General features: G+C 65.3%; 10 protein-coding genes. 5 read left to right on the top strand and 5 right to left on the bottom strand.

Going from position 1 to position 13699, the window contains the following annotated elements:
- The first annotated feature begins 328 nt into the window (after nucleotides 1-328).
- Nucleotides 329-1093 carry a DUF2968 domain-containing protein gene (locus P0D89_RS04815; protein WP_408366103.1) on the top strand — a complete coding sequence of 255 codons (765 nt, stop codon included), beginning with the start codon at nucleotides 329-331 and terminating at the stop codon, nucleotides 1091-1093.
- A gap of 76 nt (nucleotides 1094-1169) precedes the next feature.
- On the opposite strand, the gene P0D89_RS04820 is transcribed toward P0D89_RS04815, so the two are convergent.
- Together P0D89_RS04820 and P0D89_RS04825 are read right to left on the bottom strand one after the other, a co-directional pair.
- A complete protein-coding gene (locus P0D89_RS04820; protein ID WP_408366105.1) occupies nucleotides 1170-2276 on the bottom strand; it encodes a hypothetical protein in 1107 nt (368 codons plus the stop codon).
- Between the two features lie 333 nt (nucleotides 2277-2609).
- Nucleotides 2610-3134 carry a GNAT family N-acetyltransferase gene (locus tag P0D89_RS04825; RefSeq protein ID WP_408376212.1) on the bottom strand — a complete coding sequence of 175 codons (525 nt, stop codon included), beginning with the start codon at nucleotides 3132-3134 and terminating at the stop codon, nucleotides 2610-2612.
- Between the two features lie 325 nt (nucleotides 3135-3459).
- Here P0D89_RS04825 and P0D89_RS04830 point away from each other — a divergent pair, with 325 nt between their 5' ends.
- On the top strand, nucleotides 3460-4761 hold the full coding sequence (locus P0D89_RS04830; RefSeq protein WP_408366107.1) for an MFS transporter: 1302 nt from the start codon (nucleotides 3460-3462) through the stop codon (nucleotides 4759-4761).
- 181 nt (nucleotides 4762-4942) lie between these two features.
- On the opposite strand, the gene P0D89_RS04835 is transcribed toward P0D89_RS04830, so the two are convergent.
- Nucleotides 4943-6790: a tetratricopeptide repeat protein gene (locus P0D89_RS04835; protein WP_408376213.1), complete on the bottom strand. Its 1848-nt coding sequence runs from the start codon at nucleotides 6788-6790 to the stop codon at nucleotides 4943-4945.
- Between the two features lie 239 nt (nucleotides 6791-7029).
- Between P0D89_RS04835 and P0D89_RS04840 the strand changes: the two genes are divergently transcribed.
- The 3 genes from P0D89_RS04840 (at nucleotide 7030) to P0D89_RS04850 (ending at nucleotide 10356) form a co-directional block, all read left to right on the top strand.
- Nucleotides 7030-7353 carry an ArsR/SmtB family transcription factor gene (locus tag P0D89_RS04840; protein WP_408366111.1) on the top strand — a complete coding sequence of 108 codons (324 nt, stop codon included), beginning with the start codon at nucleotides 7030-7032 and terminating at the stop codon, nucleotides 7351-7353.
- On the top strand, nucleotides 7353-8486 hold the full coding sequence (locus P0D89_RS04845; protein WP_408366113.1) for a cation diffusion facilitator family transporter: 1134 nt from the start codon (nucleotides 7353-7355) through the stop codon (nucleotides 8484-8486). The genes P0D89_RS04840 and P0D89_RS04845 overlap by 1 nt, the downstream gene beginning before the upstream one ends.
- A 145-nt stretch (nucleotides 8487-8631) precedes the next feature.
- A complete protein-coding gene (locus tag P0D89_RS04850) occupies nucleotides 8632-10356 on the top strand; it encodes an FAD-dependent monooxygenase (protein ID WP_408366115.1) in 1725 nt (574 codons plus the stop codon).
- A gap of 106 nt (nucleotides 10357-10462) precedes the next feature.
- On the opposite strand, the gene P0D89_RS04855 is transcribed toward P0D89_RS04850, so the two are convergent.
- Nucleotides 10463-10714 carry a formate dehydrogenase subunit delta gene (locus P0D89_RS04855; protein WP_408366117.1) on the bottom strand — a complete coding sequence of 84 codons (252 nt, stop codon included), beginning with the start codon at nucleotides 10712-10714 and terminating at the stop codon, nucleotides 10463-10465.
- Between the two features lie 7 nt (nucleotides 10715-10721).
- Nucleotides 10722-13691 (bottom strand): formate dehydrogenase subunit alpha, encoded by a 2970-nt coding sequence (gene fdhF / locus P0D89_RS04860; RefSeq protein ID WP_408366119.1) that lies wholly within the window; start codon nucleotides 13689-13691, stop codon nucleotides 10722-10724.
- Between the last annotated feature and the right edge of the window lie 8 nt (nucleotides 13692-13699).

The following is a 13699-nucleotide window of genomic DNA, read 5'->3' on the forward strand; positions in this document are numbered from 1 at the left end:
CCTCAATACAACGATTCCAAAACGCAATAGACCATAAATTGGTTCGCGCGAACGAGTCACCTATCCATCGCAATATTGCAAACGCACGTGCTGTTGGATTCGTCTAAATCCATCGAAAATTCGGAATCGTCCGAGCGAGGCAGTTTGCCGTGGTTTCGCCCTATCTGAACAGTTTTATTTCCCGATGAGCGGGTGCCTTTGCTCAGAATTTTTCTCTTCCGCTTTATCTCGATTTAGAGCCTTTTGTGACGCCATTTGAGTGCTTCGCTTGACGGCCAATCCGCGCGATAATCTGCCGCTATTTGGAAATTGGATGGAGCAGGCAGGTATGAAGTATTCCTCAATAATGCGGCGTGCCATGTTGCTCGTGGCCTCGTGTGCGCTGTTGAAGCATGGCGGCTTTGCGCACGCGGCGCAAAGCGCAGAAGCGGCATTGATAGCCGGTATGCGGCCGGTCGTGAGCGCGCCGTCGTCCGACGTCGCCGCGCTGCCTGGCGCGCAGGCGGTCAAGCCCGACCCAACGAACGCTTCAGACGCAGCGAACACAACGAGCGCACCGGACGCACCGGCCAACGATGCGCAGGGCAACGTCGCCGAATTGATGCAGATGATTCACGACGCAAAGCTGAGCGAACTGCGCACCGCCTATAACGGCAGCTATGGCGCGAGTCTGTTCTTCTATTCGCAGCAGGTGACGTACTACGTCGCTTTGTTTCAGAACAAACATTTCTGGCGCGTGATCAAGTCGGAGAACATGGATCGCGCGGAAGCGATTTACGCGGATTTTGCACAGCAAACGGTGCAGCTCTCGGAAGTCGAAATTCGCCGCATACGGTTGCAGGCGCAGAAGGCGTACATCGAAGACATCATTACGATGTCCCAGGATCAGGCGAAGCGCCTGCAGGCCGATCTCGACGTAGCGCGCACGCAGCAGGCCAAGGTCAACGACCATCAGCGGCAAACGCTGGGCGAGGCGGTCACGCTGCATGCCGAGAAGGAAAAGGCGCAGGCGGAACTGCGTCAGGTGCAGAGTGAAGTCATGCAGTTGCAGCGGCAGACGGAGTTTGGATTGCCGGTCTCGAAGCTGCCGTAGTGAATGAAAGAAGCCCGGCTTATCAACAGCCGGGCTTTTTTGTGCCGCGATTTTCCGGGCGGCGTCGCATCGACGCTTACTTCGCGAACTGATCCGGGATCTCGGTCACGCGACGCTGCGACATGTGACTCATCCATTCGCTCGAACTGGCTGCGGGCAGATTGTTCGACATGGCGGAACGGGGCGACGCTACGTCGCGCAAGTGCGTCGCGGCGGACATCGTCACGTCAGCGTATTCGTCGAGACCGAGTTGTGCCGGCGCACGCGGCGAGTAAGCGCCGGCGGCCGACGGTCGGGGCAGCGCTCGGTGCGCAGTTCGCGGGACGGCCATGCGCGGCATGTCGTCGTTCATTGCCGCGAGTCGCGAGGACGGGTTTGCCGCGGCGCTGCGCGCGGTGTGACGGCGGATTTTTTCGCGCGGGCTGTCCACCACTTCGCGGACGGCATTTCGACGACGCGAGAGCGCATTGTTGACCATTGCATGCGCCGCTGCCGTGGCTTCGGTCGAAGCTGGCATACGCGCAGGGTTAGGCACAACGCGCCCGCTTGCGGATGTCATGCTTCCAGGTCGCGCATCGACCTTGCCGGCAGCCGCTTCACTGACTATTTCGCGGACCACCCTGTGGACCGTAGCCGCATCAGGCGCGCGACGCTCCACTGCCTGTACGTCGCGGCTCGCCGTCACCGTGTCCCCGGGCTTCGCCTCGTCGACCGCCTGGCGATGCGCCAGATGAGTGAACGCGATCCACGCAAGCATTGCCGCGCCGCTGAGTGCGCACACGCCGCCTGCCAGCGCTCCCCAATGCGGCGGCGCGCTCCGGGAAAGGGTGGCGAGCGCGGGCCGTTTCACTGCCGGCAGCACCGTTGCTTCGCCAAGCACATGCGGGGCTTGTTCGCGCGGCGCCTCGAATACCTTTGCACGCTTCGCCGTCGCAGGGGAAGCAGAAGCCGCGCCACGCCGTGCGCTCAACGGCACCCATCTGCAAAACGACAGAATGGTCTGGTCGCTCATACAGAAGGTGCGCAGCATCGCTGCATAAAGCGCCTTGAGTTCCGCCCGCCAGCTGTGGCCCGGTGGCAGCAGCGCCCAGTCACGGCCGAAAGGTGCCGGCAGACGATCGAGCGGCCGCAGACGCGGCATTGCAATGGAGCCTTCGATCAGGGTGAGCGGAATGGTGGACATCGGTCTCTCGCGGCGCCTCGTAGTGGGGCCGCCGGTGGGCGGCCGCGGGGTCGTAGGGACTCAGGCCTCGGGCGATGCGGGCGAAGCGCTTTCATGCACGCCGTACGTCGGTGCGCACGCGCCGCTCCGCTTCGCATGCCGCATGCGCGTAAAGCGCAGCGCTCGACACGAACAGATGATGGATGCGTGGGCGCGACACGGTGAAGCCATCGGTTACAGACGATGATGCTTGCAGGCCGCCGATCCGGCCATCAGACAGTTCCGAAAAATAGTGACACTTCACGCAGGCCCGGCTGATACACGGCCGACGGCCTCGCTCCGCGAAAGGTGCGATCAGCGTTTCAGCCTGTACACGTAGCGCAACGCGGTGATGTCGACGCCGCCCATATGATCCGGCTCGGCGCCGACAAACTGCCAGCCCCGTCGTTCGTAGAAGCCGATCGCCGGCGCGTTGCCTTCGAGCACGTACAGATACAGTTGCGTCTCGCCTTGCGCGCGCGCCCAGTCCTCGGCGGCGCGCATCAGCAGCTTGCCGACGCCGATGCCCTGGTAGCCGGGCAGCGCGTGCAGGTTGTCGAGCAGTACACCCCACGCCGACTCCGGCTGCCGTTCGACGCATACGAAGCCGATCGGCTCGCCCGCCAGTTCGGCGATCAGCACGATGCGGCGCTCGCCGCCTGGTGCGCCCAGCCGCGCTTCCCAATAGGCGGCGCGTTCGCGTGTGATTTCACCGTCGAGGAACGCGTCGGGCAGCAGCCCCCGGTATGTGGCCTGCCAGCTGGCGCTGTGGATCGAAGCAATCAGCGCGGCGTCGTCGAGAGTCGCGGGGCGCAGCGAAAGAGCAGGGGTGGTTCGCATCGGGATCGTGTTCAACGGAAATGCCGGGCCGCAAAGTCTACCGCGATGATGGTCGCCTAACGCGACGGTGGGAAGTACGGCCCGTAAGCAACCTGTATGCATTTCGCGACAACGCCATCACCGGTAACATTACCTGGCGCGGCTCCCGCATGAGTCACAACGTTTACCCTGATACCGCGTAAATGTGTTCAGTATGACAATGCCGCGCCCCCGGCGCGTCCTTTCCTTTCTGTTCGCCTGCGGCATCCGCTCGCCCCATCGCGGCGGATTGTTTCAACTGCCTGGCCGTCACGTCCATATGGCGGCAGGCTTCTCAGAGAATGTCATGTCTACTGCGTCACACGCTATTCCTACCCAGGAAGAATCCAAGGTCAAGACAGTTTTCCGCGTGGTCAGCGGCAACTTTCTTGAGATGTACGACTTCATGGTCTACGGCTATTACGCCTCGGCGATCGCCAAGACCTATTTCCCCAGCGGCAACGACTTCGCGTCGCTGATGCTGTCGCTGTCGGTGTTCGGCGCGGGCTTCCTGATGCGGCCGCTCGGAGCGATCGTGCTGGGCGCCTACATCGACCATCACGGCCGCCGCAAAGGCCTGATCCTCACGCTCAGCCTGATGGCGCTCGGCACGCTCACGGTCGCGTCGATTCCGGGCTACGCGACGATCGGCCTCGTCGCGCCGGTGCTCGTGCTGTTGGGCCGGCTGTTGCAGGGCTTCTCCGCCGGGGTCGAACTGGGCGGCGTGTCGGTGTATCTGTCGGAGATCGCCACCAAGGGCAACAAGGGCTTCTATTGCTCGTGGCAGTCGGGGAGCCAGCAGGTCGCCGTGGTGTTCGCCGCGCTGATCGGCGTGCTGCTGAACAAGCTGCTGCCCGCCGACCAGATGACCGCATGGGGCTGGCGCGTGCCGTTCCTGATCGGCTGCCTGATCGTGCCGTTCCTGTTCATGATCCGTCGTTCGCTGAAGGAAACCGAGGAGTTCAAGGCGCGCAAACATCGTCCGAGCATGAGCGAGATCATGAAGTCGATGGCCACCAACTGGGGCGTCGTGCTGGGCGGCATGGGCATGGTGATCATGACCACCGTGTCGTTTTACATGATCACCGCGTACACGCCGACGTTCGGCAAGGAAGTGCTGAAGCTGTCGGCCATCGACACGCTCGTCGTCACGGTCTGCGTGGGTCTGTCGAACCTGGTCTGGCTGCCGCTCGCGGGCGCGCTGTCGGATCGTATCGGCCGCCGTCCGGTGTTGCTCGCGTTCACGATCCTGACCATCGTCACCGCGTATCCGGCGCTGCAATGGCTGGTCGCCGAGCCGTCGTTCGCGCGCCTGTTGGCGGTCCAGTTGTGGCTGTCGTTCCTGTACGGCAGCTATAACGGCGCGATGGTGGTGGCGTTGACCGAGGTGATGCCGGTCGAAGTGCGCACCGCCGGGTTCTCGCTGGCTTACAGTCTGGCGACGACGGTCGGCGGCTTTACGCCGGCGATCGCCACGCTGCTGATTCACGTCACGGGCAACAAGGCGGCGCCGGGTCTGTTCCTCGGCGTGGCGGCGATTTGTGGGCTGATCGCGACACTGGTGCTGTATCGCACGCCGGAGTCGCGCAATCAGTATCGGGCGGCTTGACGGGGCTGTTTGCCCGCTGCGGGTCTGGTTGAGGAAAACCCCGCGTTCGTGAGAACGCGGGGTTTTTTTATTGCGGTGTGGCGTTGCGTGACGTGGCGCCGTGCCGTGCTTACCGTGCTCTGCGTGTGCTCCGCCAACTCGCGACGATCGCGCGGCTTGCGTCACGAACGGGTGCGGCTCGCTAGCCTTTGCGCAATTCGTTCGCCACTACATCGACGACCTCGTCCCACGCGCCGGTCCGCGGTTGACGCACCAGCGTCGCGCCCGGATACCACGGGCTGAGCGTGTCGCCGTCGAACCAGCGCCAATCCGCGGCGAACGGCAGCATCAGCCACAACGGCTTGCGCAGCGCGCCGGCCAGGTGAGCGATGGACGTGTCGATCGACACCACCGCGTCGAGCCGCTCGATGATCGCGGCGGTGTCCGCGAAGTCGCTAATCCGCGTGTCGAAGCGATGGATCGACGCCGCGTGCGGATGCGCGTCGAGCGCCGCCCGTTCGTCGGCGCTCAGGTCGGGCTGCAGCACTATCCAGTCGATGCCCTGAAGCGCGAACAACGGTTCGAGCGCGGCGAGCGGCATTGAACGTGTTTCGTTCTGCTGGATGCGTCCCGACCACGCGATGCCGATCTTGCGTTTGGCCTGGCCGCCGAGCGAGCCGCGCCATTTGCGCCCATACGCGGGCGGCACGTCGAGATACGGCGTGCGCTGCGGAATCGTGTCGAAGCTAGTGTCGAGTGCGAGCGGCAGGCTCAGCAGCGGGCATTGCAGATCGGCGGCGGGGCGCGGCGCGCCCTGGGCGATGAGCGTCACGCGCCAGGCCTGTGCGGCCGGCGCCAGTAAAGGCAGCAGTTGCGGCTGTACTTCGAGCACGACGCGCGCGGCGCGCTGTGCGGCGAGCGGCACGAAGCGCACGAATTGCAGCGTGTCGCCGAAACCCTGCTCGGCATGGATCAGCAGCGTGCGCTGCTCGATCGGCTCGCCGTGCCAGCGCGGCAGCGTCTGGATGACCGGCTGCGCGGCGATTTGCAATCGCCATTCGTACTCTGGCAGTCCACGTGCGAAATCGCGCTGCGCGAGCCACGCGAGCGCGCGGTTCAGGTGCGCGGACGCGAGGTCGGGGCGCAGCCGCAGCGCCTGGTCGAACGCGCGCACGGCGGGCGCATGCGCGTTCAGCGCCTGGTGCGCGGTGCCGAGACTCAGCCACGCAAGCGCGAATTGCGGATCGAGGCCGACCGCGCGCTCCAGATACGGCAACGCCTGCGCGTGACGACCCAGCGCCGCCAGCGCGTTGCCCATCCCGTAGATGGCAGGCGGCAGATTCGGCTGGTAGCTCAGCGCGGCCTCGAACGACGCGACCGCTTCGGCATGGCGGCCGGTGGCGTCGAGCGTATTGGCGAGATTGAAGTGCGCGGCGACGAAGCGCGGCTCGGCGGCAAGCGCCGCCTGGAACCGGGGGATCGCTTCGTCCGCGCGACCCAGCGCGTTCAGCGACATGCCCATGTTGTTCAACGCGCCGGCGTGGCCGGGACGCAGTTCGAGCGCGCGCCGGAACGACGCGATCGCTTCGGTGTGCCGGCCGAGCGCGTGCAGCGCATTGCCGAGGTTGTTATGTGACGAGGCGTCGTCGGGTTGCAGGCGCAGCGATTTCTCGAACGCGTCGGCGGCGTCTTCGTGGCGGCCCAGCGACGCGTACGCGTTGCCGAGGTTGTAATGCGCCATCGGGAACGACGGCGCGAGGGTCAGCGCATTGCGGAACTGTTCGATCGCGTCGTCGATCTGGCCGAGCGCCTTCAGCGCGTTGCCGAGGTTCAGCTGCAGCGCGGCGTCTTCCGGGCGCAGGTTCACCGCGCGCCGCACGAGGGCGGCGGCTTCGGCGTGCTGGCCTTGCTGGTGGCGTAGCACGCCCAGCAGGTGTAACGCGTCGACGTGCTTGGGATTGCCGTCGAGCGTCGCGCGATAGCCGCGTTCGGCATCGTCGAGGCGGCCGTCACGGTGCGCCGCGAAAGCGCGCTCAAATACAGGTTGCATGACGGGGGATGGCATTTGGGTGAGGCAGAGGCCGCATTTTCCCACACTCGCCGGACGACGCTCCGATTTGACCGGTTCCATTGCCATCTATAACATTTGAACATCTGTTCATATGTGTGGCTGCTATGTCTGTTTCGGTGCCGACTTTCATGGGGAATTCTTCGCGGGCTTTGGCTGCTTCTGCCGCTTCCGGCGGTTCCGGCGGTTCCGTTTCGGTTTCCGCTTTGGCTTTGTCGCCTGTGAGCGATCAGGGCGACGCGGCGGATTCGGTCGTGCCGCTGGCCGAGCTGTTCCGCCTGCTCGGCGATCCTACGCGTTTGCGCATCGTGCTCGCGTGCGTCGACGGGCAGCGCGCGGTCGGGGCGATCGCGCAGGGGCTGGACTTATCGCCGTCGCTGGTGAGCCACCACTTGCGGTTGCTGCGCTCGGCCCGGATCGTGCGCGCGCAGCGGCAGGGCAAGCAGGTGTTCTATCGCGCAGCGGATAGCCATATCAGCGCGATGCTGGTCGCCATGCTCGAGCACGTGGCCGAACCGGCCGACGACTTTTCCCAGGACGCGTGATGAAGAAAGCCGATGGGTCGGACCGGGATGATGAACCGCGTGGAGCGCAACAGGGCGGGTTTGCGGGGCTGGGTGCGCATGCAGGGCATCGCCGCGAGCATGGCGATCATGAGCACGGCGGCAACGACCTGAGTGGGCACGACCATAGCGATCACGATCACAGCAAGCACGATCACGCCAAGTCCACCAAAGCCAGCCACGCAAACCACGCCCACAACCACGACGGCCACCACCACCACGTCCACACCCCCGCCGCAGGCCACGGCCGCGCCTTCGCAATCGCCGTCGCGCTGAACGTCGCGATCGTCATCATGCAGGCGGTCTACGGCGTGCTCGCGCACTCCACCGCGCTGCTCGCCGACGCGGGCCACAACCTCTCCGACGTGCTCGGCCTGCTGCTCGCATGGGGCGCCGCGTGGCTCGCCACAAGGCGTCCGTCGGCACGCTACACGTTCGGCTACGGCGGCTCGTCGATTCTCGCGTCGCTGGTCAATGCGGGGCTGCTGCTGTTCGCATGCGGCGTGATCGTCGCCGAGGCGGTCGGACGGCTGATGAACCCGGCGCCGGTGGCCGGGCTCGCGGTGTTCGTCGTCGCGACGATCGGTATGGTGATCAACGGGGTTTCCGCATGGCTCTTCATGCGTGGTCAGAAGGAAGACCTGAACATTCGCGGCGCTTTCCTGCACATGGCCGCCGATGCCGGCATCTCGGCGGCGGTCGCGCTCAGCGGCCTCGTGATTCTTTACACACACTGGCTGTGGCTCGATCCGGTGATGAGCCTGCTCGTGGTCGGGGTGGTGGTGGCGGGCACGTGGGGCCTGTTGCGCGATTCGCTGCGCCTCGCGCTCGACGCGGTGCCGTCCGGCGTCGATCTGCAAAGCATCCGCGACTATCTGGCGGCGCAACCCGGCGTGATCGACGTGCACGACCTGCACGTGTGGGCGCTGTCGACCACTGGCAACGCGCTCAGCGCGCATCTGGTGATGCCGGCGGGCCATCCGGGCGACGAGTGGCTCGATCGCATCGTGATCGCATTGGGCGAGCGCTTCTCGATGCAGCACGCGACGCTGCAAGTCGATCTCGGCACCACCGAGCATCGTTGCGCGATGGATCATGCGCCGCACGCGCATTGACGCATCCAGCAACCCACGACGATATGCACGTTGCATGACGCTGCCCCATACAGCAAGCCAACGCGGGCACTCAATGATGCAGCGCACCGCTAGGCAAATTATCGGCGGCGTACACTAGAGCGGATTGTTGCCTCCGGAGTGCCGCATGGACGCTGCTGCATACGATGCGCCGCCGGTGCTGATCGTCGGCGCGGGTCCCACCGGACTTGCCGCGGCGATGAGTCTGGCGCGTGCCCACATCCCGGTGCGTCTGATCGACAAAGCACCGCAGCCGAACCCGTATTCGCGCGCCATCGGCATTCAGGCGCGCACGCTCGAACTGCTCGAACAGCATCGGCTGATCGAACCGTTTCTCGAACTCGGCCATCGCGCGCGCATCGCCAACCTGTTTTCGAACGGCATGCGTCTCGCGCAACTCGACTTCGACCCGCTGCACACGCGCTATCCCTATCTGCTGTTTCTCGATCAGTGCGTGACCGAGCGTCTGCTCACCGAGCATCTCGCAACCTTGGGCGTGCAGGTCGAGCGCGGCGTCGAACTGACGATGTTTTCGCAAGGCGCCGCGAGCCTCCAGGCAACGCTGCGTCGCGCGGACGGCCACACCGAGACGATGCGGCCGTCGTTCATGATCGCCGCCGACGGCGCGCATAGTTCGATTCGTCATCGGCTGGGTTTGAACTTCGAGGGCAAGTCCTTCGAGCAGACTTTCCTGCTCGCCGATCTGCACGCCGAAACCGATTGGCCCGAAGACGAGTTCCATATCTTCGCGTCGGGCGAGGGCCTGGTGGCGCTGTTTCCGATGGGGCACGGCCGCCATCGGCTGATCGCGGATCATGCGGTCGAACCGCCCGCCGTCGCCGCGCCTCCGAGCCCCGCAGTACTGGGCGAGCCGCCGCTCGACCGGGTGCCGGCGCCGTCGCTGGAGCAATGCAAGGCGTTGATCGCGCGGCGCGTGCGCGAGCGCGTCGACGTGTCCGAGCTGGCCTGGTCGTCGTATTTCCACTTGAATAGCCGGATGGTGGACCGGCTGCGTGTCGGCCGCCTCTTTCTTGCCGGCGACGCCGCGCACGTGCACAGTCCGGCCGGCGCGCAAGGGATGAACACCGGCATTCAGGAAGCGTTCAATCTAGGCTGGAAGCTAGCGCGCGTGCTGAAGGGCGCGGCGCCGGACCGCCTGCTCGATACCTACCACCTCGAACGGCATCCGATCGAGCGCGAGGTGCTGCGGCAGACTGGCTTCATCACACAGATGGCCGAGGCCGATCACGGGCCGCTGAAGCTGCTACGCGAGCGCGTGATGCCGGTGCTGGCCGCGCTCGGTCCACTGCGCGATGCCGCGCGTCTAACCATCAGCGAATTGTCGATCCAGTACCGGCGCAGTCCGCTCACGCTCGAACGGGTGCTCGACGGCGGCCCGCGTGCCGGCGAACGCGCGCCTGATGCGCTGGTGCATGTGGTGGACGGACCGCTTGGACGCGCACCGGGCGTCGGCTGCATTTTCGATTTACACGACCCGGCGTTCTTCTCGCTGTTTCTGCTGGTGCCGCCGCTGCCCGTCGACGATACGCCGCTCGATCCGGCCGCGAAACATGCGCCGCCGCCGGACGCGGAATTGGAGCGGCTCACCGCTGAGGTCGAGCGGCTGTTGCCGGGTGCGGTGCGGATCTGGCGCATCACCGATACGACCGGCGACGGCGGCCCGGCGCTCTCCGAGTCGTATGGACGCACGCGGCCGTCGTTCTATCTGGTGCGGCCCGACGGGTATATCAGCGCGCGCGGGCGTACCGGCTCCGATCTGCTCGGGCTGCTGAGGCATTGCGAAGCGTGGTTTACGGTGGGCGGCGAGATACCGGAGCAGGCCGCCCTGTGATGCCGGCCGCTTTCGACTTGTGCTGCCGATCTTTGACTTTGTGATTGAAGCGATGCGTGAAGCAACGCGGCGCGCGAGCGGTGCGAACCGCAAGCGCGCCCCCTGCTTACGACACCGCCGCCACAGGCATCAACCGCTCGCGATGTTTAACAAGCGCTTCCCTCACGAAGTCCGACATCGCGATGCCGTGCGCGTCCTGCGCGTCGTCGAGCGTCGCCAGCAGCGCGCGGCGCATGCGCGGTTCCCAGAAGCGGCGGATATGATCCGCGACGCCGGCGAGCGCTTCTTCGCGATCCGGCATCGAATCGAAGAAGTCGCCGATGCGGTTCGCCATGTCGATCAGGTTGTCAGTGTCCATCGTCGCCTCACTTGCCCGACGTCGCGTTGGCCAGTTCGCGCTGCTTCAGCAGATCGAGCTGCTCGGTATTGAAGCGCGAATAGTCCTGCTGCCATTGCGACGGTTGTTCGACCGGCGTCACCTGCACCGCGGTCACCTTGTATTCCGGACAGTTGGTCGCCCAGTCCGAGCTATCGGTGGTGATCACGTTCGCCCCCGACTCGGGAAAGTGGAACGTGGTATAGACCACGCCCGGCTGCATCCGCTCGGTCACCTTCGCGCGCAACACGGTCTGTCCCGCACGCGACTCGATGCCGACCCAGTCGCCGGTTTTGATGCCACGTTCCTCGGCGTCGTGCGGATGCAGTTCGAGCCGGTCCTCGTCGTGCCAGCGCGAGTTCTCGGTGCGGCGCGTTTGCGCGCCCACGTTGTACTGCGACAGGATGCGGCCGGTCGTGAGCAGTAGCGGGAATTTGCGGGTGACCTTTTCCGGCGATGCGATGAACTTGGTGATCACGAACTTGCCCTTGCCGCGCACGAAGGAATCGACGTGCATGGTCGGCGTGCCGTCCGGTGCGTCCTCATTGCAAGGCCACTGGATGCTGCCGAGTTCGTCGATCTTGCGGTACGACACGCCGTGGAAAGTCGGCGTGAGACGCGCGATCTCGTCCATGATTTGCGACGGATGCGTGTAGTCCATCTCGTAGCCGAGCGCGCGAGAGAGCAGCACCGTGACTTCCCAGTCGGCATAGCCCGGGATCGGCGGCATCACCTTGCGCACGCGCGAAATGCGGCGCTCCGCGTTGGTGAAGGTGCCGTCCTTTTCGAGGAACGACGAACCGGGCAGCAGCACGTGCGCGTACTTGGCGGTTTCGTTGAGGAAGATGTCCTGCACGACAATGCATTCCATCGACGACAGCGCCGCCGACACGTGATGCGTGTTCGGGTCCGACTGCACGATGTCCTCGCCCTGGCAATACAGGCCCTTGAAGGTCCCATGCACGGCGGCGTCGAACATGTTCGGAATGCGCAGGCCCGGTTCCGGCTGCAGCGTGACGTTCCACGCCTCTTCGAACAGCGTGCGCGTGAGCGTGTCGCTGATATGGCGGTAGCCCGGCAGTTCGTGCGGGAACGAGCCCATGTCGCACGAACCCTGCACGTTGTTCTGGCCACGCAGCGGATTCACGCCGACGCCTTCGCGGCCGACGTTGCCGGTCGCCATCGCGAGGTTGGCGATGCCCATCACCGTCGTCGAGCCTTGCGCGTGTTCGGTGACGCCCAGGCCGTAGTAGATCGCGCCGTTACCTCGGGTAGTCCCGTTGGGACGGCCGCCGCTCGCATAGAGGCGGGCGGCTTCACGCACTTGCTGGGCCGGCACGCCGGTCAGCGGTTCGGTGGCTTCCGGCGCGTTCTCCGGCAGCGCGACGAAATCGCGCCACTGCTCGAACGCGCGCGTTTCGCAGCGCTCGGCGACGAATGCTTCGTCCACCAGGCCCTCGGTGACGATCACATGCGCGAGCGCGTTGACGATGGCCACGTTGGTGCCCGGCCGCAATTGCAGGTGATGCGACGCCTTCACGTGCGGCGTATCGACGATATCGATGCGCCGCGGATCGACGACGATCAGCTTCGCGCCCTCGCGCACGCGGCGCTTCAGACGCGAGCCGAATACCGGATGCCCGTCGGTCGGATTCGCGCCGATCACCATGATCACGTCGGACTTGTCGACCGACGCGAAGGTCTGCGTGCCCGCCGATTCGCCGAGCGTCGTCTTCAACCCATAGCCGGTCGGCGAGTGGCACACACGCGCACAGGTATCGACGTTGTTGTTGCCGAACGCGGCGCGCACGAGCTTCTGCACCAGATAGGTTTCTTCGTTCGTGCAGCGCGACGACGTGATGCCGCCGATCGAATCGCGCCCGTGCTTCGCCTGAATGCGGCGGAACTCCGACGCGGCGTAAGCGATCGCTTCTTCCCAGCTGACTTCGCGCCACGGGTCGGTGATCTTCGCGCGGATCATCGGCTTCGTGATGCGGTCCTTGTGCGTCGCGTAGCCCCATGCGAAGCGGCCCTTCACGCACGCGTGGCCTTCGTTGGCCTGGCCGTTCTTGTACGGCACCATCCGCACCACCTGGTTGCCCTTCATCTCCGCCTTGAACGAGCAGCCGACGCCGCAATACGCACAGGTGGTGATGGCCGAATGCTCGGGCTGGCCGAGCATGATCACGGACTTTTCCTGCAGCGTCGCGGTCGGGCACGCGGCGACGCATGCGCCGCACGACACGCACTCCGATTCCATGAACGGCTGGTTCTCGCTGGCCGCCACGCGCGATTCGAACCCGCGCGCCGCGATGGTCAGCGCGAACGTGCCCTGGGTTTCCTCGCACGCGCGCACGCAGCGATTGCAGACGATGCACTTCGACGGGTCGTAGGTGAAGTACGGGTTCGACTCGTCTTTCTTATCCTTCAGGTGATTCGCGCCGTCGAAGCCGTAGCGCACTTCGCGCAAGCCCGTCACGCCCGCCATGTCCTGCAACTCGCAGTCGCCGTTCGCGGGGCAGGTGAGGCAGTCGAGCGGGTGATCGGAGATGTATAGCTCCATCACGTTGCGGCGCAGCGATTGCAGACGATCGGTTTGCGTGCGAACCTTCATGCCCGCTTCGACAGGCGTCGTGCACGACGCCGGATAGCCGCGCCGGCCTTCGATTTCTACGAGGCAGAGGCGGCACGAGCCGAATGGTTCGAGCGAATCGGTCGCGCACAGCTTCGGCACGTTGACGCCGGCTTCGGCGGCGGCGCGCATCACCGAAGTGCCGGCGGGGACCGTCACCGCCTGGCCGTCGATTTCGAGCGTGACGTCGACGTCCGCGTGACGCGCGGGCGTGCCGTAGTCGGTGTCGTCGAGAAAGGAGCGGCTTGCGCGTTGTTGCGCCTGCGACTTGCATGCGCAGTTACCGGAACCGCAGCCGCCGGTGGGGGAGTTGAACACGTCAGACATGGTGGGTT

Source organism: Paraburkholderia sp. RL18-085-BIA-A, from assembly GCF_046027075.1.
Classification (GTDB): domain Bacteria; phylum Pseudomonadota; class Gammaproteobacteria; order Burkholderiales; family Burkholderiaceae; genus Paraburkholderia.

What these genes read in the sequence shown, in the direction of transcription:
- P0D89_RS04815 (WP_408366103.1), top strand. Translation starts at nt 329, where the DNA reads ATGAAGTATTCCTCAATAATGCGGCGTGCCATGTTGCTCGTGGCCTCG.
- fdhF (WP_408366119.1), bottom strand. Translation starts at nt 13,691, where the DNA reads ATGTCTGACGTGTTCAACTCCCCCACCGGCGGCTGCGGTTCCGGTAAC.
- P0D89_RS04835 (WP_408376213.1), bottom strand. Translation starts at nt 6,790, where the DNA reads ATGCAACCTGTATTTGAGCGCGCTTTCGCGGCGCACCGTGACGGCCGC.
- P0D89_RS04825 (WP_408376212.1), bottom strand. Translation starts at nt 3,134, where the DNA reads ATGCGAACCACCCCTGCTCTTTCGCTGCGCCCCGCGACTCTCGACGAC.
- P0D89_RS04845 (WP_408366113.1), top strand. Translation starts at nt 7,353, where the DNA reads ATGAAGAAAGCCGATGGGTCGGACCGGGATGATGAACCGCGTGGAGCG.
- P0D89_RS04830 (WP_408366107.1), top strand. Translation starts at nt 3,460, where the DNA reads ATGTCTACTGCGTCACACGCTATTCCTACCCAGGAAGAATCCAAGGTC.
- P0D89_RS04855 (WP_408366117.1), bottom strand. Translation starts at nt 10,714, where the DNA reads ATGGACACTGACAACCTGATCGACATGGCGAACCGCATCGGCGACTTC.
- P0D89_RS04850 (WP_408366115.1), top strand. Translation starts at nt 8,632, where the DNA reads ATGGACGCTGCTGCATACGATGCGCCGCCGGTGCTGATCGTCGGCGCG.
- P0D89_RS04820 (WP_408366105.1), bottom strand. Translation starts at nt 2,276, where the DNA reads ATGTCCACCATTCCGCTCACCCTGATCGAAGGCTCCATTGCAATGCCG.